We start from the raw sequence: 21,679 nt of genomic DNA on the forward strand, positions 1-21,679 counted from the left end.
GCAGTTACGCCACTCTATTCCTACTCATGTTTCTTCGCAATAAAAGCAACCCAATCTTCCATTTGAATTGTTTCAACAATTTCAAACCCAGCGTCCTTTAATGCATCCCTTACTTCTTCTTTCTTTTGTAAAATAATACCAGAAGTAATAAAAAGACCGTTTGGCTTGACGACTGTAGCTGCTTCTTTTGCGAAGCGAATAATTACTTCAGCTAATATATTTGCTACGACAACATCCGCTGTTTCTTTGTCTACACCATCTAATAAGTTCCCTTGTGACACATTGACACAATCTTGAACTTTGTTTAATTTCACATTTATTCTTGCAGATTGTACAGCAACTTCATCTAAGTCGAGAGCATGAACAGCTTTTGCCCCCAATTGTGCAGCAGCAATACTCAATACACCAGAACCTGTTCCGACATCTACTACATAATCATCCGCTTTTACCGATCGCTCTAGAGCTTGAATACACATAACCGTCGTTGGATGAGTACCCGTTCCAAATGCCATTCCTGGATCTAATTCAATAATTAACTCATCACTGCTTACTGGTGAATATTCTTCCCATGTAGGGACAATTGTAAAGCGCTCGGATATTTTAACAGGATGATAGTATTTTTTCCAAGCTGTCGCCCATTCTTCTTCATTTACTTCGCTAATGCTAACAGTATTTTTCCCAATATCGATATTAAATTGAATTAAGTTTAAGATCGATTCCTTAATGCCATCAACTGTTTCACCAAGAAAACTGTTAACAGGAAGGTACGCCTTAACAATAACGCCTTCTTCAGGGTAATCTAGAGGGTTAAGTTGGTAGATCTCGCCAAATTGATCCCTTCGCTCTTTTACAAGCTCCAATGGGTCCTCGATGACAACCCCGCTTGCACCTGCTTCATGTAAAATATTCGAAATCGCTTCGATGGCTTCATTTGTCGTATGAATACTCAGTTCTGACCATTTCATTTCTACCAACTCCTATATCCTCTATTCACCTTTAAAAGCACGTTTTACTTTTGCAAAGAAACTTTCCTCTTGCTCGCCTTGAGGAACTTGACCACTTACTTCTGCAAAATCTGTAAGAAGTTCCTTTTGTTTTTCAGTTAATTTTGTTGGTGTTACAATTTTCACAATAACATGCTGATCGCCTTGACCGTACCCACGGACATTAGGGATTCCTTTTCCTTTTAAACGGAATTTCGTTCCTGTTTGTGTTCCAGCAGGCACTTTTAGCTTCACTTTGCCTGATAAAGTTGGTACTTCAACCTCATCCCCAAGTGCTGCCTGGACGAATGTGATCGGCATTTCACAATATATATCGTCACCATCTCGTTCAAAGAATTCATGTTGACGCACATGAAAGACAACGTATAGATCACCGGCAGGGCCACCATTTTTCCCTGGCTCCCCTTGACCTGACACACGTAATTGTTGGCCATCATCAATACCAGCAGGAATTTTCACGTTGATTTTGCGACGTTTTTTTACTTTTCCTTCACCAGAACATGTTGAACATTTTTGCTGAAACTCTTTTCCAGTTCCGTTGCAATAATGACAAACTCGGCGGTTTACGATTTTACCAAACGGTGTGTTTTGCTCTACATTTAATTGACCAGCTCCATGACAATGCTTACACGTATCTACTTTCGTACCTGGTTTTGCACCTGATCCATTACATGTGTCGCATGTTTCTTCACGCGGTATTTCAATCGTCGTGTCTTTCCCGAATGCTGCGTCTTCGAAGGAAATCGTCATTGTGTATTGTAAATCTGCACCCTGTCTAGGAGCATTTGGATCTTGACGTCTTCCACCGCCACCAAAGAACGTATTGAAAATGTCTTCAAAGCCACCGAAGCCTTCGAATCCACCAGCTCCGCCACCAAAGCCTTGATTCGGATCAGTGTGTCCAAATTGATCATAATGCGCTTTTTTCTGATCATCACTTAAAACTTCATATGCTTCTTTTACTTCTTTAAACTTTTCATCTGCTCCAGCTTCTTTATTGATGTCTGGATGATATTTCTTTGAAAGCTTACGATATGCTTTTTTTATCTCGTCTTTAGAGGCTCCTTTAGAAACACCAAGCACCTCATAGTAATCCCTTTTACTCATGATTACCACTCCCCGATTCTTTTCACATAACCTTTATTTTATCAAAAACAAAAGCCAAAGCCAAGAAAGACCTGACTTTGACTTTTAGACAGTAACTTTTGATGGATACTATTTAAAGAAATTACTTCTTATCTTCCTTTACTTCTTCAAACTCTGCGTCTACTACTCCATCGTCTTCTGTTTTAGGATTTTCCGCACCTTCAGCTCCTTGAGCTTGCTGCGCTTGTTGTGCCGCTTCATACATCTTCATCGTTAATTCTTGAACGATTGTATTAAGAGCATCTTTTTTCGCAGCGATTTCTTCAAGGTCATTGCTTTCGATCGCTGCTTTTAATGCATCTTTTGCTTCGTTTGCTTTCGCAACTTCAGCTTCGTCCACTTTTCCTTCTAAATCCTTCAGTGTTTTTTCAGTTGTGAATACTAATTGATCCGCTTCATTGCGTAATTCAACTTCTTCCTTACGCTTTTTATCTGCATCAGCGTTTTCTTCCGCTTCTTTTACCATGCGATCGATTTCTTCATCTGATAAACCTGTAGAAGATTTAATTGTGATTGCTTGCTCTTTGTTTGTACCTAAGTCTTTCGCTCGTACATTTACAATACCGTTTTTATCGATATCAAATGATACTTCAATTTGTGGTACTCCACGAGGTGCTGGTGGAATATCTCCAAGTTGGAAGCGACCTAATGTTTTATTGTCCGCAGCCATTGGTCTTTCCCCTTGAAGGACATGAATATCTACAGCTGACTGGTTATCGGCAGCAGTTGAAAACACTTGTGATTTAGACGTTGGAATTGTCGTATTTCGGTCAATTAACTTTGTGAATACGGCACCCATTGTTTCGATTCCAAGTGAAAGTGGTGTAACATCAAGTAAGACAACATCTTTAACGTCACCAGTGATTACTCCACCTTGGATAGCTGCACCCATTGCTACAACTTCATCTGGATTAACGCCTTTATGTGGTTCTTTTCCTGTTTCTTTCTTAATTGCTTCTTGAACTGCAGGAATACGAGTTGAACCACCAACTAAGATAACTTTATCAAGCTCTGAAGCTGATAAACCTGCATCCTTTAATGCTTGACGAGTAGGCGCCATTGTTCTTTCAACAAGATCAGAAGATAATTCATCAAACTTCGCTCTTGATAAAGAAAGTTCTAAGTGAAGTGGACCTGCTTCTCCAGCTGTAATAAACGGTAAAGAGATTTGAGTAGACGTAACGCCTGATAAGTCTTTCTTCGCTTTTTCAGCTGCATCTTTCAAACGTTGAAGTGCCATCTTATCTTTAGAAAGATCGATGCCATTTTCTTTCTTGAACTGCTCTACTAAATAATCGATGATTACTTGGTCAAAGTCATCTCCACCAAGACGATTGTCACCAGCAGTTGCTTTTACTTCGAAAACACCGTCTCCTAGTTCAAGAATCGAAACGTCAAACGTACCGCCACCTAAATCGTAAACGAGAATCGTTTGGTCTTCATCTACTTTGTCCATACCATATGCTAACGCTGCAGCTGTCGGTTCGTTAATGATACGTTCAACTTCAAGACCAGCAATCTTTCCAGCATCCTTTGTCGCTTGACGCTCTGCATCGTTGAAGTAGGCAGGAACTGTAATAACCGCTTTTTCTACTTTTTCTCCTAAATACTCTTCAGCATATCCTTTTAAGTATTGAAGGATAATCGCAGACATTTCTTGTGGCGAATATTCTTTGCCTTCTGCTTCAACCTTATGATCTGTACCCATAAAACGTTTCACAGACATAATCGTGTTTGGATTTGTAATTGATTGGCGTTTTGCTACTTCCCCAACTTGTCTTTCTCCGTTTTTAAACGCAACAACTGATGGTGTTGTACGATTGCCCTCTGGGTTAGGGATTACTTTCGCTTCTCCACCTTCTAATACGGCAACACATGAGTTTGTTGTTCCTAAGTCGATTCCAATAATTTTGCTCAAGACCATTACCTCCTAATATATATGTATCTTACATGTTCACTTTTACCATTGCTGGTCGAATGACACGATCTTTCAGTTTGTAGCCTTTTTGTAACTCTTCAACGACGATATTTGAACCAAAGTTCTCATCTTCAACCTGCATCACCGCTTGATGGAAATGTGGGTCAAACTCTTGTCCCACTGCCTCGATCTGTTCTGCGCCTTCTTTTTTCAACGCTTCAATTAGTGAACGATAAACCATTTCCATGCCTTGTAACAATGATTTTGCTTGGTCTTCCGTTGCTTCCATTTGCAATGCTCTTTCGAAATTATCAATGGCTGGCAACAGGTCGGTTATGATGCTTTGAGATCTATATTTTTCCGATGATTCCTTCTCAAGATTCGCTCTTCTACGAACATTATCAAAATCTGCATGTAATCGAAGATAACGGCTTTCTTGCTCTTCCACTTTCGCTTGAAGCTCTTCAATTTTCGCTTCAGCTTCTTGCAATGCGTTATCATTCGGTTCCGCTGATTCTTGCGCCTCTGTTTCTAGAATCGCTTCATCTCCTTTTTGAGATGTCGTTTCATCAGTGTTTTCAACAACTTGTTCTTCTTTTACTTCTTCTTGTAAAACGTCTTTCTCGCTTGCCAACTCTTTCACCTCCCTTAAAGTGTGAACGTTCAATTCATTTTACCAATATTTCCACCACTACTTGTTTTGATACAAACTTGATAACACAAGTGATAAGTCCTTGCTCATGAATTGAAGCAAGCTAATGACTCTAGAATACTCCATCCTTGTTGGTCCGAGAATCGCAATCGTTCCAAGTTGTTCATTCCCAATCGAATAATTGGCAGTAATGAGGCTGCAATTCTCCATGAGAATATTTTTGTTCTCTTTGCCAATCTTTACATCAATCCCTGCTTGATGTGATTTTATCAACTCATAGAAGTCATCTTCCTGCTCAATCATATACATCAATTCACGTACTTTGTTTATATCGTGAAACTCAGGCTGACTTAAGATATTTGTTTTCCCACTAAAGAATAGCTTCTCATGAGATGGAAGTTTAAATGTATCTGCAATCGAATTTAACATAATGTCATAACGTTTTATATGCTGCCTTAAGAGAACAGCAATCTCTTTAAAGATCTTATCGTTTAATTGATCCATCGGTGCACCTGATAAGCGATCGTTTAAGATGTTTACCAACTTTTCTATTTCAGATGGGTCAATGGAGTCTGGCAGTTGAAACATCCTGTTTTCAACATGGCCTGTATCCGTAACGATGATCGCAATAGCGGTTTGATCATTCAGTGGGATGATCTGAATTCGCTTTAATTTATTTTCCCTCACGGCTGGACCAAGAACAATGGATGTGTAATTCGTAAGCTCAGAAAGTATGCTTGCTGATTTTTGGACGATTTTTTCCATTTCATAAATTCGTTCAGCAAAAATCGACTTCATTCTCAATGCATCACTTTTACCCAAGCGATGGGGCGACAATAAATGATCAACATAATAACGATACCCTTTTTCAGAAGGAATTCTTCCGGAAGAGGTATGTGTCTTTTCAATAAAACCTAGCTCTTCTAAGTCTGCCATTTCATTTCGAATCGTAGCAGAGCTAAATGTAATTGATTCCTTCTTTGTAAGGCTCCTTGAACCAACTGGCTGTGCTGATTGTATGAAATCATCAACAATCACTTGAAATATTAATAATTGTCGATCAGTTAACACAGTTATCACCCCTGTTAGCACTCTTAATTGATGAGTGCTAATTCTACTTAATAAATTATCAAATGTCTTCATACGTGTCAATCATTTGACTTTATCAAATAAAAGAAATTCGATTATGACTAAAGAGTGCTATATAAAATACGTTCTATCCATTCAATAAGATTCACTTCTATAGTAAAAATGCTTGGAAAACTTCATTACCCAGCATCCGTCCCTTTTTCGTAAGACGGATATGTGAATTTTCGTTTTCGATTAGCTCGGATGAAATAAAATCTCTAATGACTGTTTTAAAAACATCCGTAGGATTTACTTCAAATCGTTTCTGAAAATCAATTACCGAAACACCAGACACTTTTCTTAATCCTAAAAACATTTCTTCTTCCATTTTTTCTTTCAACGTTAGCTTGTTTTCTTCCATAATTGGAAGGTTCCCCAACTCAATTGGTTCGATATATTTCTTTAACGGTCCATAGTTCGAATAGCGGACATCATCTATATACCCGTGCGCTCCAGCTCCAAATCCATAATAGGCATCATTGTTCCAATACGTTAAATTATGTTTACTCTCACATCCATGGTTTGCAAAGTTGCTAATTTCGTATTGATGATAACCATGCTTTTCCATCTCATCCATTAACATTTCATACATTGCCGCTTCAACATCCTCCCCAGGCGAAGAAAGCTTTCCTTTCCTCATCAAATTATAAAACACTGTCTTTGGTTCAATGATTAGCGAATATGCTGAATAATGTTGAACATCGAGAGAAAAGGCGATTCTTAAATCTTCCTGAAACTCTTCAAGTGTTTGTGTAGGGAGGCTATAGATTAGATCAATGCTTATGTTATCAAACCCAATTTTTTTTGCATTATGAATCGACTGAAAAACATCTTCTTTCTTATGAGTTCTTCCAATTTTCTTCAAGAGATGATCTTGGAATGTCTGAACACCAAGACTAATGCGGTTTACACCTGCATCTTTCAATACCTTCAGTTTTTCTTCATTTAAATCACCCGGATTCGCTTCAAATGTATATTCCGTTCTCCCATCCATTGGTAAAAAATTGCGGATACTATTACAAAGCTTTTCTAATTGCTTTTCATTTAATGCTGTTGGTGTTCCCCCACCGACAAAAATCGTTTCGAATGGCACGTCTGGTCTGTTCGTAACATATGTCTGCATTTCTTTCTCCAACGCTTCCAAATATTCGTCTACTGGTTGCCCTTTTAAAAACACTTTATTAAAGTCACAATAATGACATATATGTGTACAAAATGGGATATGAATATATGCTGCTGTTATCATCTGTCCCCACCTCTTTCTTCTTATAATGATAATCTACGATTATTCGAGCATGTAGACAAATTCAATTTATGACATTTTCTACACGTATTTTACGGATATTTAACGATCCCACACTTGTCATACTAATTGTACGTTCAAATAAAAACCGAATAACACATTGTTTATGAGAGTTCGGAGATAACGACGGATACGAGTAAAACAAAGCGTAGGTTAGGTATGCTAAAACTTTCAGCATCACTAACCTACGCTCTTTAAATACTGAATTACTTCTTCGGTGTTTGGTCGTCCATCTTCAAGACCGCCATGAAGGCTTCTTGCGGCACTTCAACTGAACCTACTTGTTTCATTCGCTTTTTACCTTCTTTTTGCTTTTCAAGTAGCTTACGCTTACGAGAAATATCTCCACCGTAACATTTCGCTAATACGTTTTTACGGATCGCTTTAATTGTAGAACGAGCAACAATTTTTTGTCCAATTGCAGCTTGTATAGGCACTTCAAATTGTTGTCGTGGAATCAATTCCTTCAACTTCTCAACAATGATTTTACCTCTCTCATATGCAAAATCACGGTGAACAATGAAGCTTAGCGCATCGACTTTTTCAGCATTTAGTAAAATATCCATCTTTACAAGATTAGACGGTTTATAACCAATTAATTCATAATCAAAGGATGCATATCCTTTCGTATTCGACTTTAATTGGTCGAAGAAATCATATACGATTTCTGATAATGGAATCTCATACACAATGCTAACCCTTGTCTCATCAAGGTATTGCATATCGATAAAGTTTCCACGCTTTTCTTGGCAAAGCTCCATAATTGCACCAACAAAGTCGTTAGGTGCCATCATCGTTGCTTTAACATAAGGCTCTTCTACACGTTCAATCTTCTGAGCCTCAGGCAAGTTTGATGGATTATCGACTTTTAGCTCTGTGCCATCTGTCAAAATAACGTCATAAATTACGCTTGGTGCAGTAGTGATAAGATCAATCTTAAATTCACGTTCAATACGCTCTTGGATGATTTCCATATGAAGCAGTCCCAAGAAGCCACAACGGAATCCAAATCCTAAAGCTTGTGATGTTTCTGGCTCAAATTGGAGAGCAGAGTCGTTCAGCTCAAGCTTCTCTAGCGCTTCACGTAAATCATTAAACTTCGCACTATCAATCGGATATAAGCCGCAATACACCATTGGATTAAGTTTGCGATATCCAGGTAGCGGCTCAGTTGCGCCATTTTTCGCGTTTGTTATCGTATCACCAACACGTGTGTCTCCGACATTCTTAATCGCAGCTGTTAAGAAGCCAACATCTCCAACCGTTAGTTCATCTAAAGGCGTTGACTTCGGTGTAAATACACCTACCTCTGTGACTTCAAATTCTTTTCCCGTCGCCATCATTTTGATTTTGTCGCCTACTTTAACCGTTCCATCAACGACACGAATATAAGCAACAACACCGCGATATGCATCATATAACGAGTCAAATATTAACGCTTTTAATGGCGCTTCAGGATCACCTGTTGGTGCAGGAACCTTCTCAACAACTTGTTCTAGTATATCTTCGATTCCGATCCCAGCTTTAGCTGAAGCGAGTACTGCCTCCGATGCGTCTAGACCAATTACTTCTTCTACCTCATTTCGGACACGCTCTGGATCTGCACTAGGTAAGTCAATTTTATTGATAACTGGTAATATTTCCAAGTCGTTATCTAATGCCAAATATACATTCGCTAACGTTTGCGCCTCAATTCCTTGTGCTGCATCAACAACAAGGATCGCTCCTTCACACGCAGCTAAGCTTCTTGAAACCTCGTATGTAAAATCGACATGTCCAGGTGTATCAATTAAATGGAATGTATAGATTTCCCCGTCTTTTGCTTTGTACTTTAATTGGACAGAGTTTAATTTAATTGTAATCCCACGTTCTCTTTCTAAATCCATGGAATCTAACAATTGATTTTTCATTTCTCTTGATGTTAAAGCATTGGTCTTTTCTAAAATTCGGTCAGCAAGTGTAGATTTTCCATGATCGATATGGGCGATGATGGAAAAGTTTCTTATCTTTGATTGACGATCAAGTCTTTCTTCTCTATTCATTACGTATCTTCCACTCCTATTAAAAGCGCATTTTTTCATGCGCTAACGGATTCCAACATTCATCTTTAATCGTATAAGATTTATGGGAGTTAAAAATTGTCTTAAATTCACACATACTAGATTCGATTATAGCAGTACGACCGATAAGATTCAATGTAAAGATCGTCATGTCCATATACGATGATTGTTTCATGAGTAAGCGATTAGGAATACCGAAGAAAAAGTAAGAAATCTACAATTATCGTTTTTGGCGGACTCTTTTTGCGGGAATCACTTAAGAAAAGTAGTAGTGTGCCCCAAAATAGCTACGACAAGCATAAACGAAGTTCGTAAGAAATCCTGATTATTTCTAAAGGGCTTTGGTTTATGATCTCGATTGACTAGCGCTGAAACTGGATACTAAAATCGCCTCCTCGTCGCAAACAGCTGCGAAGTTTTCTGATCCTAGTCACCTCAATATGCTCAAATCGATGGTTAAAGACTAATTTAAAAACAAATATAGTAATTCATCAAAAAGACAGGTAAGAAAAAAATTCTGTAGGATGCCTATGTGGATGGCCTCCTACAGAACTGGTTTATCCTATTTTTTCTTGTACAAAATGAAATGCTTTTTCACACAAGGATTGGATTGCATTTGCTAACCCCTGTCCTAAGGAAGAGAAGAAATTATACGTTTCCATGCTCTCTAGCTTTTCCTTTTTTTGTTCAAGATCATGACTTGTTACATCATTTCCTAAAACAGATGCTTGCAATTCACCTGACTCACTCTCTTGAAGCGTTAGCGCTCCTTTGAAGTTAGGGTCATCATAACCGCGCATTTTATTGATTCCATCATTCGCCTGCTGCATACCTAATAAAACGGATAGGAACATTAAAGAAGCAAGGAAAAGTACTTTTAATAGAAACATTCTCATTGAACGCCACACCTTCTTCATTATTCTTTCCCCTTTTCATCATTAACAGGTTGATGAACCTCTTCTGCATCTTGCCAATAAAGTTCACTAAAGACCTCTGCAAACGCTTCTGCTGATAGATATAACTCTTCAAACGTATTATCGACACCGCCAAATTCAACTAATAGAGCATTTTCAGACAAGTCTTGATTGTATTTACCATCTGTCCCATTGCCATCCTTTGTATGGATCCCCCAGCTTAACCCTTTGTATTTTTCTTCGAGAAGATCATGCAATTGCTTCGCCAATTGATAATTTTTTTCATAGTTAGGATGCTTTTTGCCAACGACGAAGGAAAGTTCTGCATATTGCTTGCCATGAATCGTTTTTGTCGTAGCATCTTTCCTCCTTGCATCTCGATGAATATCGATTAGGTAAGTAAGGTGCTCCTTTTCTTGAACGGCTGCTTCCACTACTTTTCTAGATTCTTCATACGACTGACTGTAGGGTAGCCCTTGTGCACGTAATTTCGCTTGTACATCTGTTTTATCTACAATCGTGCCAATTCCTCTTGTATGTAGTTGCTCTTGTAGATGGTCACCAATCTTCGTCACATTCACTTCTGAATGATAAGCGAGGTTTGGATCTTCAACACCTTCTAGGTAAGGAAGAAAGGACTCCGTGTTATGAGTAAAATAAATATATACAGCAGAGTTGCTACTATGATCGAGTTGCTGCGGAATCTCTTTCTCATCGTTTTCCTCTTCCTGTGATACGACTAAGGGATGCTCTTCTCCAGAGGCTAAAAAAGAGGAAGGTGGAGTTGATTCAATCGGTAAATTTGTATAGCTTGCATTTTCTCCTGCAACAAGAATTTCTCCATCAAAAATTGAAAAGGCTGGAAGCTCTCTTCCTAACAAACTTCTGGGATCATGCAAATAAATATTTGACGCAAAATTTAGTAAAGCATCTGTTACCTTTGGCATCGTCGTAGGCGATACCATTTCACTTATAAATAGATGATTTTCTAAACCGAACAATCGATATAGAAATTCTCCTGATAAACGAGATGTCACCTCTTGGGCAGAGGATTTTGGTAAATGTTGATGCGATTGAAAGATAGTAATCGCTCCACTTAAGCTAAATGCAAAGATAACAGAAGCTAGAATGACCAATATCCAAGTACGTAAGCTCTTCCAATGAACGGTGTAAATTATTCGAGTAGATTTCATTTCTTTTGATATTTTCATTCCTTCCACCTCTCTAGTCAGTCTACTAATTCATATGAATTTACTAGAGAAGATAGAACCGAATTTATTTCTATCTAGTATAATAACCAGATTCTTTATCATCGATTTTTTCATGCAAGGCGGCATTTAATCCACTTGCTATGACATTTGCCATATCTTCGATAAACACATCAACTTCTTTTGGTGTAACCATTAGATTATGACCAATAGGAGACAAAACTTCATAGATTAGCTTTCTCTTCTCTTCTTCTGGAAGTGCACCGACAATGCCCATAAAAGTTTTTCTTTCTTCTTCTTCAGGCAAATCCTCCTCGGTTAATTTTCTTTTCTCTCCAAAAGTCATACCTGCTGGTGTTAGCGAACGTGATGGTTGATTGCCACTTTTTAACTCTTTGCCAAAATGCTTCAAAATAAAATCGATCGTATCACTAGTGATAGATACGGCATCTACAACTGTAGGAACACCGATCGCAATAACAGGAATACCTAGTGTTTCCTTGCTAATTTCTTTTCTTTTATTGCCAACTCCAGACCCAGGGTGAATGCCAGTATCTGAGATTTGGATCGTCGAGTTTACTCTTTCAATCGATCTTGCTGCTAGAGCATCAATTGCTAACACAAAATCAGGCTTCGTGTGCTCCACAATTCCAAAGATGATATCACTCGTTTCAATACCTGTAAGCCCCATTACACCAGGAGCAATTGCACTTACTGGGCGATAGCCGTCCTCAACACTTTCTGGTTGCAGCTCATACAAGTGACGTGTTACTAATACATTTTCACAAACCTCAGGACCAAGGGCATCCGGTGTAACATTCCAGTTTCCTAGCCCAACGATAAGGCATGATGCTGTTTTAGGTATATTTTGCTGCTCGAGAAAATGTGAGAATTCCGTTGCAAAAACATCGATGACACGTTCTTGTAAAGGTGTATCATGCTGCCTAATCCCCTGTGCTTCAATTGTTAGATATTTCCCCTTCTTTTTACCTAGCACTGCTGCACCTTGTTCAGTGACATCAACATAGGTTACTTTTACGCCTTTCTCTTCTTTCTCCTTAATAATGACTCCTTCAATCTGTGATTGATTTTGTTCAGATTGAATGCCTGTTTTCTTCTGAGTCAGCATTTCTCTCGCCTCAATGGCTAAATCGGTACGAACACTGTACGCACTTAAATCAAGTTGTTCTTTCATGCAAACTCCCCTTTTCATTCATTTTTAGCAAATCTTTTTCCTATCCTTTCCATTCCATACAAGAAACATTCATTCTTTCACTTGTAAATAAAAGCAAAATAACAGGAGAGTATTGCAATCTACGGGTTCATTTGATAAAATATCACTTGTTCTTAAATAATGTTACCGAAGTTTTATTTCGAGTTAATGTAAGGGACTTCGCGGGAGAAGTCGTTATAACGAATACCCGTGTTTGATGCTTTTTTAGGAGGTGAATGGAATGCCAAACATTAAATCTGCTATTAAGCGTGTAAAAACTAGCAATGCGCGTAACGCACAAAACGCTCAAGTTAAGTCTAATATGCGTACTGCTGTTAAGAAATTTGAAGCTGCTGCTGTTGAAAACGATGCGAATGCTACAGAACTATTTGCTGCTGCTGCAAGCAAATTAGATAAAGCTGCTGCAAAAGGTCTTATCCATAAAAACGCTGCTGCTCGTAAAAAATCTCGTTTAATGAAAAAATTAAACTCTGCTAACGCTTAAGTTTAATAAAATTGCGCTACTGCGCAAAAAAGCCAACCCTTTTGTCTTCTGACATGGTTGGCTTTTTTTCATATGGGTCGCCTTTAGAGTTTGAACACTCCAAGCCTTTATGATTGCTCTGCCATATGATTTAATTTTAACAGGAACAACTCTATTGCAATGACTTTATCCATTCCTCCTGTCTTCATATCATAATCAATTTGTGCAAGCATCGACATGATAGATTGGAGTTCGGAATCATTAAACATATTGGCCTGTCCTTGTGCGAGTTTCACTCGAAAAGGGTGCACTTTTAACGTACCAGCGATTTGGTTTTGTCCATAGCCTTTTCTCCCAAGCTCCTTCACTTGATAGACAAGGCGAAATTGTCCTGTAATAATAGCTAAGATTTTAAGTGGTTCTTCATTTTGTTTGAGTAAATCATAAAAAATTCTAAGAGCGTCTTCTGTTTTTCTTTGAATGATTTTCTCCACTAATGTAAATATATTTTGTTCCAATGAGCGCGCAACTAACTTTTCCACCATGTTAGCATCTATTTTCCTGGCTTCACCTGCATACAAGCTTAGTTTTTCGATTTCATTCTCAAGCATGAATAAGTTTGTCCCAGAAATCGAAAAAAGTGTTTCAATGGCCAAGTTATCCATCTCCACCCCATTAAAGTAGAGACGATCCTTTACCCAAGCGTTAAGTTCTGCTTCTGATAACGGCTTCGCTTCAATGACTTGAGCTTTTTGTTTTAATAGCTTCGTTAGCTTTTTTCGTTCATCAAATTTCTCATAATTTCCAATGAGGACGACAATTGCTGTTGGAGATGGTTGTCCTATGTATGCTTCTAATTTAGATAACGTATGCTCAATCTTCCCTTTTTGCTTTTCTCCTGTCAAAAAGTTCGGTTTTTGCACAATAACTACCCTTTTATCTCCAAGAAACGGAAGCGTTTCTGCATCTTCAATCGCTACATCAATGGGTGTTTCCTCAAGGTCATATGTTGATAAGTTAAAATCTAATTCTTCATCTCCTAGTGCATGCTGAACGATCAACTGCTTCGTTTGATTGATTAAATAGGATTCTGTTCCATATACTAAATATATTGGAGCAAATTGCTTCGCCTTAATCTGCTTCCAAGCTTGAAATACCAATAGTCTCTCCCCGATCTTTTGTTCATTCTATTCTATAATCGTAATGAAGCTTTCATCATTTGACAAGTATTTTAAAGGGAACTAACTAGTAGCTAGTTCCCCCATCTATATAGAACGCTATTCCAAGAGGCCTAGGATACTCTCAATCATAGCGGTATATCACTTACATCTAGTATTTAATTGAAAAGCGTTTCTTATTTGTGACAAGTCCTGTAAAGAGAGGGAAAGGTTTTTTAGGAACTATGGATTTTTTTACTATAATCACTTATACTAAAAATGATATAGGAGGGGTTAATGGTGAACGATTTTGAAAAAGACGTGCAAACGAAACGCAACGATGTCATTGATTCTGGAATCGGATTTGTAGTATCATTTGGTTTCTTTGCTACATTGTTTGTCATCGCAACAGTTATTAAGTTTTTTGGTGCTTAACCTCATGCAGTGGGGATCTTCCTAAAACAGAACCCCACTGACAGCTTTTTAACGATGGACTACTGTAAAATGTAGTCCTTTTCTTATTTTTCTGTATCCTATGGTATAATGACGTCAAATGTACCTTGGCCTTCTTTAAATTTAAATGTAATTGCCCCATTTACATCTGTTCGATAAATAAGAGTACCGTATTCTTCTAACCGTTCAATGACTTCCAAATGAGGATGACCGAATCGATTCTTTCTTCCTGCTGGTATAAGAGCAATCCTCGGTGAATAAGTGCCCATCAATTGATCTGTTGTCGACGTCCTGCTCCCATGATGCCCCACCTTTAACACATCAACTTTGAGGTTTGGGTACGATTCAACTAACTTCATCTCTCCTTCCGCTTCTAAGTCACCAGTAAATAACCAAAATACCCCACCAATTTGACTATGTAACACAATCGATTGATTATTGCGTTTGCTCAAGGTACTATCTACAGGGGATAACACACTAAACGTGTAGTCTCCCCTTGACCAGGAATCACCAGCCTGAACAATTCTAATTGGAATTCTTTTCTCATTAGCGATGTGTATCAATTCCTCCTCTAAAAAAGAAGGGTTCTCAGTATATGGCATCACAACTTCTTTCACTTTTACGGCATTAATGATTGCCGCAGCTCCCTCCATATGGTCTGCATCCCCATGTGTTAAAATCAGCTTGTCTAGTGTTGATACTCCTTTTGATTTTAAGAATGGCAAAACAATTGACTTACCAACATCAAATATATTCTTTCTCATTTGCCATTCCTCTTGCTCAAATTGAATTGTCCCACCTGTATCTATCAAGTAATTTCCTTTTCCATGTGGAAGTCGAATAAAAATGGAGTCGCCTTGACCGACATCTATCATCGTTACCTCTCCTTCAGAAGACCATTGAATTATTGAGTAATGAACGATACAAATGATAATTGGAAATAAGACAAGAAGCATACGAGCTTTTCCAGTTTGACGCTTCTCCCAATAAGTGAGCACTAATGGAATTATCGCTATGTATAAAATTAATATAAATATTGGCGGCTTTCCTAGAGTCAGTACTGCTGTTGGAAAGCTAGAAAAAAGCAAGCTGAGTCTATCCAAAATGGAAAAAAACACATCAAGGAAAGTTAGATAAATTTGAATACGCTCACCTAAGACTAAATGCAAAAAGAAAAGCGCAACTAAAAGAGGCAATAATATAGTAGAAAACAGAGGGACATAAACTACATTGGCAATGACGGAGAAAAGAGAGACTTCATAAAAGTAATTAAATAAAATCGGCAAGGACGCCATTTGGCAAATAACTGATGTTTTGGCAAGTACAGATAGAGGGTTCGCTGCTCTTTTTAAGAGAACTGGAGCAGATAATAATAAGCAAAATGCAATAAAGAATGATAATTGAAAGCCTACTTCGTAGATGACATACGGAGAGATGAAGCTATAAATTAAAAAAACAATCGTAATAACATGGACACTCGGAATTGCTTTATTGCATTTCTTCACGAATAATACGATCCACATCATCGCTACTGCTCGAATGACTGAAGGTGCAGCCCCTGTTAAAATAGCAAAGCATGGCAAGCCAACCATTATGGCTGTTTGCATTCTTTCTCTAGATATTCCGAGGCGTATACCTATATAGTAAACCATTGCAGCTAACAAGCTTACGTGCAATCCAGAGATCGCAAGCAAATGGATGACGCCTAGTCTTGTGTAGGCATCTAATGTTTCTTCTGCTAGAAGCTCTCTTTCACCAAATATTAGCGCGGCTGTTAATGGGGCCATATTTTCAGGAAAGTATTCCTCTATGTATTGTATCCCTTGATAACGAATATTCATTAACCATGTGATGAAGCTTTGCCGCTGATTTACACAGGAAGTGAAATCAATTTGATCAGCACGTAGCACCCAATAAATCCCTTTACGCTTTAAATAGTCATGATAATCAAATGCGTTAGGATTCGTTGCCTTTTGAGGCTCTTCAAGCACCCCTGTTACTTTGCATAAGGAACCATATGCCAATTGTTCAAGTGCGTATTGCTTTTCTTTAGAGGACTTTAGACGATAACTTAGAACAACATTTTCTTGCTGTGGTAAAACGCTCACATAAGCCGAATAAGCAGCTCCATCTATCTTCTTATTTGCAGCAAGCTGCACTAGAAATTCGATTTCGTTTGAATTCAGTTTGGTCGCTTGTTGTGTCATTGCAAATTCTGCTCTGATTGAAAATAAGATGAACACAAAAAGAAGGATAAGGAGTAAACGTGGAGTACAATGACGTATAAAGTGAGAAAAACCAACTAAGAGGAGAAAAAGGAGTATATACAGGATAGACTGGTGAAAAGCAAACAACAACCCGAGCAAGCTCGTAATAGCAGCATAAATCCAAAAGGTAGACATTTATCAACCCCATTTCATTAGAAGGCATAAAAAATGATGAGAAAAGGTGACAAAAGCCACCTCACCTCTTTTTAGAACCATTTTTTAGCTTCTTCTTTATAGTTCATTAAGTCTTTACTGTCTAGCTGACTTTCTTCTAACTTTGCAATTAAACGGTTGACGAACTTAGATTTCTCGTCAAAATGGATATCCTCATATCGATAATCCACATCTACTTTAATCGTTTTCACGTCTGCCTTTTCAAACAATTCAATTCCATATGCATGATTCTTATAATCCTCCGCGTAATATACGGTTTTAATCCCAGCTTGGATAATCGCTTTACAACATTGCAAACATGGAAAATGAGTAACGTAAATTTCTGCATTAGTTGTAGGAACGCCGAATTTGGCACATTGTAAGATTGCATTCATTTCAGCATGAATTGTTCTAATACAATGATTATCGACTACATAGCACCCCTCATCAATACAATGATCACCACCTGCAATCGAACCGTTATATCCACCTGCAATGATGCGTTTGTCTCTAACGATCGTTGCACCAACTGCTAGACGAGTACACGTACTTCTTAATGCAAGAAGCTTTGATTGTGCCATAAAATATTGATCCCAAGATATTCGATTCATCGTTCTATTCTCTCCCTTACTAACCTGTCCATCATTACTAGTTTACGGTGGACGAACAGGTCGGTCAAATGGAAATCTCTATCGAATCACTACTTAACCTTGATCATCGCTTCAAGTTTCTCAAATGTTTTATCACCGATTCCCGATATTTTTTTCAATTCTGCAGGATCCTTAAACGGGCCATTTTGTTCTCTAAATTGAATAATCGTAGCTGCTTTTTGCGGACCAATCCCTGGTAAAGCTTGCAATTCTGTATCGCTTGCTGTATTTAGATTAATTTTGCCGTCATCTTGACCCTCCGTTTCAAATCCTGTATAGCCGTCACTCTCTACTTCCCCATTAAACGGAACAATAATAACCAACTCATCTGTCAACTTCATTGATAAGTTCACTTGGCGGTCATCAGCATCTGCTAACAATCCACCAGCCCTTTTAATTACATCAATTACCCGATCACCTGTTACCATTTCATATACACCAGGGGTTTTGATTGCTCCTTTAATATCTACCATCAGAACCTCCCCCTCTGGCTCACTCTCCTCTACCTCGCTCTCCACTGTCGTTGGTAGTAACTGTTCCCACTCTTCCTTCGCTCTATTGTTTTCATAAACAAAATAACCTGATCCTAATAGAACAATCACAGCTCCAAAACTTACATAAAGCTTATTGATTTTTAGCCATTCAATCATTATAGCGCCTCCTTGACAACCAGTTATTAGCTTCATCTAGGGCTGGAATATATTTAGTGTATACAACATATATTTCTAGGAAAATGCTCGCAAGAAGAGGAGGGATGAGCATGAAGATAGGAATGATTGGGACAGGAAATATGGGAAGAATTCTCATTGAAGCCATCATAAGTAGCAAGGCAGAACCCCCTTCTACGTTTTATCTAACCAATCGTACTAGTGAAAAAGCATTGGCAGTAAAAAACGATTACCCGCAGGTCCACGTGTGTGAGAATGCATTGCATGTAGCTAAAGAAGCCAACCTTCTTTTTATATGCGTAAAACCGAAGGATGTCTTGGGAGTCTTAAGGAATATCCAACCAATATTAACCCAAGATCATTGCGTAGTGTCAATTACAAGCCCAGTGATGACCGAACAAATCGAATCGGTTGTAAATTGCTCTGTTGCAAGGGTAATCCCAAGTATTACAAATAGAGCTCAATCAGGTGTTTCGTTAATCACCTACGGAAGGAATTGTTCGACCGCTTGGCAAAAATACTTAAATCGACTATTCTCAAAAATATCTCTGCCTGTCTTAATAAATGAAAACATTACTCGAGTTGCATCTGACATCGTCAGCTGTGGTCCTGCATTTTTCAGTTATTTAACTCAGCAATTTATTCAAGCTGCAGTAAAGGAAACAGAGATCGATCAAGAAACAGCAACGATTTTAGCACAGCAAATGTTGATCGGAATGGGTGATTTATTAAAGAAAGAATTTTACACATTGCCTACCTTACAAGAGAAGGTGTGTGTAAAGGGTGGAGTTACGGGAGAAGGGATTCTTGTTTTAGAAGAACAATTAGGAGCTGTGTTTGAGAACGTGTTTCGTGCGACGCATAGAAAATTTGCAGAGGATATTGAGGAGATTGAAAAACAATTCTCGTTAATAAAATAATTCGATCCTAGGCTCTAAACTCCTTTTACCCTTTCATCATTTCACATAATAGACAATTTTCAAGTCAAAAAAGAAAAAGCTGGAAAAAGAGGAATTTCTACTCTCTTTTCCAGCTTTTATTAATTGATCTCATTGTGCTATAACTTCCGACAAACGAAAAAGATTCGTTCATCATCATCATCTAGTTTACGATCAGAGAATTCTCCACAAATTTCAAGCACGTCAAATCCAGCTTCTTGAAGCCACTTCTCGTAGGTTGCAATTGAATAAGTCCTTTGTTCATGTAATTCATCATATCTTTCGTACATTCCGGTATCAGCATCCTGTACAAAAAAGGTCAATTCGTGTTCTACACTGTTTGGGTGCTCGCCTTGAAAGCTATTCCATATGTAACTAATTTCCATATCATTCAATGCAAACGTCTGGTTTACGAACCCATGGAGCATTTTATGAATGGAGTGAACATCAAAAAGAAACAAACCATCCTGCTTCAGTTGCTCAAAAACAGATTGAAATGTTTGTTTCACTTCATCCTCAGTCTTTAAATAGTTTAAGGAATCACAAAAAATAACAGCCGCATCAAAAGAGCCTATGCTTTCTAGGTGTGCCATATTCTGCTGAAACAATGGCAGTTGATGTCCCTCTTCTATCGCCTTTTCATAGGCAACAGCAAGCATATCCTCGGAAAGATCGACTCCTGTTACTACATAACCTTCATTAAGCAAACGGATTGATAGCTCACCCGTCCCACATGCGATATCAAGAATTTCTTTGCCGTCTACCTGATATTTCTGTAAACGCTGCTTTAGAAAAGAGACCCACTGTTCATATGGGGCCTCTTTCATTAATTCATCATACAAATAAGCGAACGAACTGTAGCTCATCCCTCTAACTCGCCTTGAATATCAACTTGGGGAGCATCTCCCCATAAACGCTCTAGCTTATAATAAGCACGATCTTCTCTATGGAAAATATGAGCAATGACATCTCCTAAATCAACGAGAACCCAACGTGCTTCATCGTAGCCTTCCATTCTCTTAATGTCGATTCCTAATTCATTAGCCTGGTCTTTTATTTCCCGAGCAATAGCTTGAATTTGTTTATCAGAATTCCCGTGACAAACAAGCAAATAATCCGTTATTAACGAAATTCCTTTCATATCTAATACGACAATATCTTCTGCTCTTTTGTCATCAGCTGCTTTAATTACTGCTTTTAACGTTTTATTTTCTATCATTCACTTGTAACCTCCTGGTCGTAATATCATTATACGCGTGAAAAGTATCTGGATAGATAGATTGATTCTTCGATAATAGAAAAGCAATGGTATTTTTCATTGCTTTCAGTAAAGCTTGATCTAAATCCTCATTTGCTAATTCTCTTACCTCATCTACTCCTGGAAAGCTTCGATTCGGTTCAATATAATCTGCAACATAAATCACTTTCTCCAATAATGTCATATTTGCTCTACCTGAAGTGTGAGATTTTATCGCAGTAATTATCTCTTGATCTTGTATGCCTATCACATGTTCTACATAGTAAGCACCAACCGGGGCATGCCAAAGCTCTTTATCAAAATTTAATAAATTGCTAGGCATGTTCTGCTCTATGATGATTTGTTTCAACTTTTCATCCCGCCAAAATTTTGCAATGTCATGAAAGATCGCTGCTGTTTCAGCTTTTTTTTCATCCGCCCCATACTTGCCTGCTAGCTTAATTGCTGTTTCCATAACCCCGATTGTATGCGTATATCTTATTTCTGTTAGATTAGGCTGCACGATCTCCAATGCTTCCTTACGGTCCATAGAGCCTGTTCCCCTTTATATAATGATAAACTTGATCCGTTACTAAATAACGAATCGATTGATCATTCTTTACTCTCTCTCTAATCAGACTTGAGGACAGGTCGATTTCAAGAACATTGCAATAACGTACAGGATAGGTAGATTCTCTCTTATAACCAGGTCTCTTCACACCAATGAATTGAATTAGTTCTACTAAACGGTCAATTTCATACCATGAAGCTAAACTTTCAACTTGATCTGCCCCAATGATAAAATAAAAATGATCATCTTTATACTTTTCTAGCAATTGCACGATCGTATCATAGGTGTACGAAGGCCCTTCACGATCAAATTCGATTGTCTCTATACGAAAAAAATCATGATCCTCCGTTGCTAACTGAAGCATTCGCAAGCGATTCTCATTTGTTGTTGTCGACTTCTTTATTTTATGTGGTGGCACTTGGTTTGGTAAAAACCAAACTTCATCTAATTCACATTTATGCAGTACTTCATTCGCCGTAATAAGATGTCCCATATGCGGGGGATCAAACGTCCCTCCAAATAATCCAATCTTTTTCAGTGTTTGCCCCCCCAATC

General features: G+C 38.1%; 21 protein-coding genes. 3 read left to right on the top strand and 18 right to left on the bottom strand.

From position 1 onward, the window contains the following. Window positions 1–20: 20 nt before the first annotated feature. From prmA to gpr, 10 genes are all read right to left on the bottom strand, one after another. Entirely contained in the window at window positions 21–965 is a 945-nt protein-coding gene (gene prmA / locus AC6F34_RS05305) for a 50S ribosomal protein L11 methyltransferase (RefSeq protein WP_500769671.1), read from the bottom strand. 21 nt (window positions 966–986) lie between these two features. Beyond that, window positions 987–2,111, bottom strand: a complete 1,125-nt coding sequence (dnaJ, locus tag AC6F34_RS05310) for a molecular chaperone DnaJ (RefSeq protein ID WP_500769673.1) — start codon at window positions 2,109–2,111, stop codon at window positions 987–989. Window positions 2,112–2,232: 121 nt separating this feature from the next. Next, complete coding sequence (gene dnaK, locus AC6F34_RS05315; protein WP_500769675.1) at window positions 2,233–4,068, bottom strand: molecular chaperone DnaK; 1,836 nt, start codon at window positions 4,066–4,068, stop codon at window positions 2,233–2,235. Window positions 4,069–4,096: 28 nt separating this feature from the next. Next, window positions 4,097–4,702 (bottom strand): nucleotide exchange factor GrpE, encoded by a 606-nt coding sequence (gene grpE, locus AC6F34_RS05320; protein WP_500769677.1) that lies wholly within the window; start codon window positions 4,700–4,702, stop codon window positions 4,097–4,099. 57 nt (window positions 4,703–4,759) lie between these two features. Next, on the bottom strand, window positions 4,760–5,791 hold the full coding sequence (hrcA, locus tag AC6F34_RS05325; RefSeq protein WP_500770157.1) for a heat-inducible transcriptional repressor HrcA: 1,032 nt from the start codon (window positions 5,789–5,791) through the stop codon (window positions 4,760–4,762). A 169-nt stretch (window positions 5,792–5,960) separates the two neighbouring features. Then, complete coding sequence (hemW, locus tag AC6F34_RS05330) at window positions 5,961–7,094, bottom strand: radical SAM family heme chaperone HemW (RefSeq protein ID WP_500769678.1); 1,134 nt, start codon at window positions 7,092–7,094, stop codon at window positions 5,961–5,963. Between the two features lie 263 nt (window positions 7,095–7,357). After that, a complete protein-coding gene (gene lepA, locus AC6F34_RS05335; RefSeq protein ID WP_500769680.1) occupies window positions 7,358–9,193 on the bottom strand; it encodes a translation elongation factor 4 in 1,836 nt (611 codons plus the stop codon). A gap of 575 nt (window positions 9,194–9,768) precedes the next feature. Continuing rightward, window positions 9,769–10,128, bottom strand: coding sequence for a YqxA family protein (locus AC6F34_RS05340; protein WP_500769682.1), 360 nt, complete (start codon window positions 10,126–10,128; stop codon window positions 9,769–9,771). Beyond that, window positions 10,128–11,336, bottom strand: coding sequence for a stage II sporulation protein P (gene spoIIP / locus AC6F34_RS05345; RefSeq protein WP_500769684.1), 1,209 nt, complete (start codon window positions 11,334–11,336; stop codon window positions 10,128–10,130). The genes AC6F34_RS05340 and spoIIP overlap by 1 nt, the downstream gene beginning before the upstream one ends. Before the next feature lie 70 nt (window positions 11,337–11,406). Then, window positions 11,407–12,528 carry a GPR endopeptidase gene (gene gpr, locus AC6F34_RS05350; RefSeq protein ID WP_500769686.1) on the bottom strand — a complete coding sequence of 374 codons (1,122 nt, stop codon included), beginning with the start codon at window positions 12,526–12,528 and terminating at the stop codon, window positions 11,407–11,409. 259 nt (window positions 12,529–12,787) lie between these two features. Between gpr and rpsT the strand changes: the two genes are divergently transcribed. Beyond that, window positions 12,788–13,051: a 30S ribosomal protein S20 gene (rpsT, locus tag AC6F34_RS05355; RefSeq protein ID WP_500769688.1), complete on the top strand. Its 264-nt coding sequence runs from the start codon at window positions 12,788–12,790 to the stop codon at window positions 13,049–13,051. Window positions 13,052–13,158: 107 nt separating this feature from the next. Here the strand turns inward: rpsT and holA are convergent, their stop codons facing one another. Continuing rightward, a complete protein-coding gene (gene holA, locus AC6F34_RS05360; protein WP_500769690.1) occupies window positions 13,159–14,190 on the bottom strand; it encodes a DNA polymerase III subunit delta in 1,032 nt (343 codons plus the stop codon). 297 nt (window positions 14,191–14,487) lie between these two features. Between holA and AC6F34_RS05365 the strand changes: the two genes are divergently transcribed. Beyond that, entirely contained in the window at window positions 14,488–14,622 is a 135-nt protein-coding gene (locus AC6F34_RS05365; RefSeq protein WP_500769692.1) for a YqzM family protein, read from the top strand. Window positions 14,623–14,720: 98 nt separating this feature from the next. On the opposite strand, the gene AC6F34_RS05370 is transcribed toward AC6F34_RS05365, so the two are convergent. From AC6F34_RS05370 to AC6F34_RS05380, 3 genes are all read right to left on the bottom strand, one after another. Continuing rightward, entirely contained in the window at window positions 14,721–17,042 is a 2,322-nt protein-coding gene (locus tag AC6F34_RS05370) for a DNA internalization-related competence protein ComEC/Rec2 (RefSeq protein ID WP_500769694.1), read from the bottom strand. Window positions 17,043–17,113: 71 nt separating this feature from the next. Further along, window positions 17,114–17,671, bottom strand: coding sequence for a ComE operon protein 2 (locus tag AC6F34_RS05375; RefSeq protein ID WP_500769696.1), 558 nt, complete (start codon window positions 17,669–17,671; stop codon window positions 17,114–17,116). A gap of 89 nt (window positions 17,672–17,760) precedes the next feature. Continuing rightward, window positions 17,761–18,360 (bottom strand): helix-hairpin-helix domain-containing protein, encoded by a 600-nt coding sequence (locus AC6F34_RS05380; protein ID WP_500769698.1) that lies wholly within the window; start codon window positions 18,358–18,360, stop codon window positions 17,761–17,763. A 110-nt stretch (window positions 18,361–18,470) separates the two neighbouring features. Here AC6F34_RS05380 and comER point away from each other — a divergent pair, with 110 nt between their 5' ends. Next, the gene (gene comER, locus AC6F34_RS05385) at window positions 18,471–19,298 is read left to right on the top strand and encodes a late competence protein ComER (RefSeq protein WP_500769700.1); all 828 of its coding nucleotides are present in this window, start codon (window positions 18,471–18,473) and stop codon (window positions 19,296–19,298) included. A gap of 137 nt (window positions 19,299–19,435) precedes the next feature. Here comER and AC6F34_RS05390 read toward each other — a convergent pair whose 3' ends face one another. From AC6F34_RS05390 to AC6F34_RS05405, 4 genes are read right to left on the bottom strand one after another with little or no spacing between them, the layout of a single operon-like run. After that, complete coding sequence (locus AC6F34_RS05390; RefSeq protein ID WP_500769702.1) at window positions 19,436–20,182, bottom strand: class I SAM-dependent DNA methyltransferase; 747 nt, start codon at window positions 20,180–20,182, stop codon at window positions 19,436–19,438. Next, on the bottom strand, window positions 20,179–20,535 hold the full coding sequence (gene rsfS / locus AC6F34_RS05395) for a ribosome silencing factor (protein ID WP_500769704.1): 357 nt from the start codon (window positions 20,533–20,535) through the stop codon (window positions 20,179–20,181). The genes AC6F34_RS05390 and rsfS overlap by 4 nt, the downstream gene beginning before the upstream one ends. Then, window positions 20,522–21,103, bottom strand: a complete 582-nt coding sequence (yqeK, locus tag AC6F34_RS05400; protein WP_500769707.1) for a bis(5'-nucleosyl)-tetraphosphatase (symmetrical) YqeK — start codon at window positions 21,101–21,103, stop codon at window positions 20,522–20,524. Before yqeK ends, rsfS begins: the two co-directional genes overlap by 14 nt. Continuing rightward, entirely contained in the window at window positions 21,093–21,662 is a 570-nt protein-coding gene (locus AC6F34_RS05405; protein WP_500770159.1) for a nicotinate-nucleotide adenylyltransferase, read from the bottom strand. Before AC6F34_RS05405 ends, yqeK begins: the two co-directional genes overlap by 11 nt. Between the last annotated feature and the right edge of the window lie 17 nt (window positions 21,663–21,679).

It is taken from the genome of Niallia sp. CD-39, assembly GCF_059874745.1.

Coding starts and splice junctions, on each gene's coding strand:
- prmA (WP_500769671.1), bottom strand. CDS start 965: ATGAAATGGTCAGAACTGAGTATTCATACGACAAATGAAGCCATCGAA.
- dnaJ (WP_500769673.1), bottom strand. CDS start 2,111: ATGAGTAAAAGGGATTACTATGAGGTGCTTGGTGTTTCTAAAGGAGCC.
- hemW (WP_500769678.1), bottom strand. CDS start 7,094: ATGATAACAGCAGCATATATTCATATCCCATTTTGTACACATATATGT.
- lepA (WP_500769680.1), bottom strand. CDS start 9,193: ATGAATAGAGAAGAAAGACTTGATCGTCAATCAAAGATAAGAAACTTT.
- AC6F34_RS05340 (WP_500769682.1), bottom strand. CDS start 10,128: ATGAAGAAGGTGTGGCGTTCAATGAGAATGTTTCTATTAAAAGTACTT.
- spoIIP (WP_500769684.1), bottom strand. CDS start 11,336: ATGAAAATATCAAAAGAAATGAAATCTACTCGAATAATTTACACCGTT.
- gpr (WP_500769686.1), bottom strand. CDS start 12,528: ATGAAAGAACAACTTGATTTAAGTGCGTACAGTGTTCGTACCGATTTA.
- rpsT (WP_500769688.1), top strand. CDS start 12,788: ATGCCAAACATTAAATCTGCTATTAAGCGTGTAAAAACTAGCAATGCG.
- AC6F34_RS05370 (WP_500769694.1), bottom strand. CDS start 17,042: ATGTCTACCTTTTGGATTTATGCTGCTATTACGAGCTTGCTCGGGTTG.
- AC6F34_RS05375 (WP_500769696.1), bottom strand. CDS start 17,671: ATGAATCGAATATCTTGGGATCAATATTTTATGGCACAATCAAAGCTT.
- AC6F34_RS05380 (WP_500769698.1), bottom strand. CDS start 18,360: ATGATTGAATGGCTAAAAATCAATAAGCTTTATGTAAGTTTTGGAGCT.
- comER (WP_500769700.1), top strand. CDS start 18,471: ATGAAGATAGGAATGATTGGGACAGGAAATATGGGAAGAATTCTCATT.
- AC6F34_RS05390 (WP_500769702.1), bottom strand. CDS start 20,182: ATGAGCTACAGTTCGTTCGCTTATTTGTATGATGAATTAATGAAAGAG.
- rsfS (WP_500769704.1), bottom strand. CDS start 20,535: ATGATAGAAAATAAAACGTTAAAAGCAGTAATTAAAGCAGCTGATGAC.
- yqeK (WP_500769707.1), bottom strand. CDS start 21,103: ATGGACCGTAAGGAAGCATTGGAGATCGTGCAGCCTAATCTAACAGAA.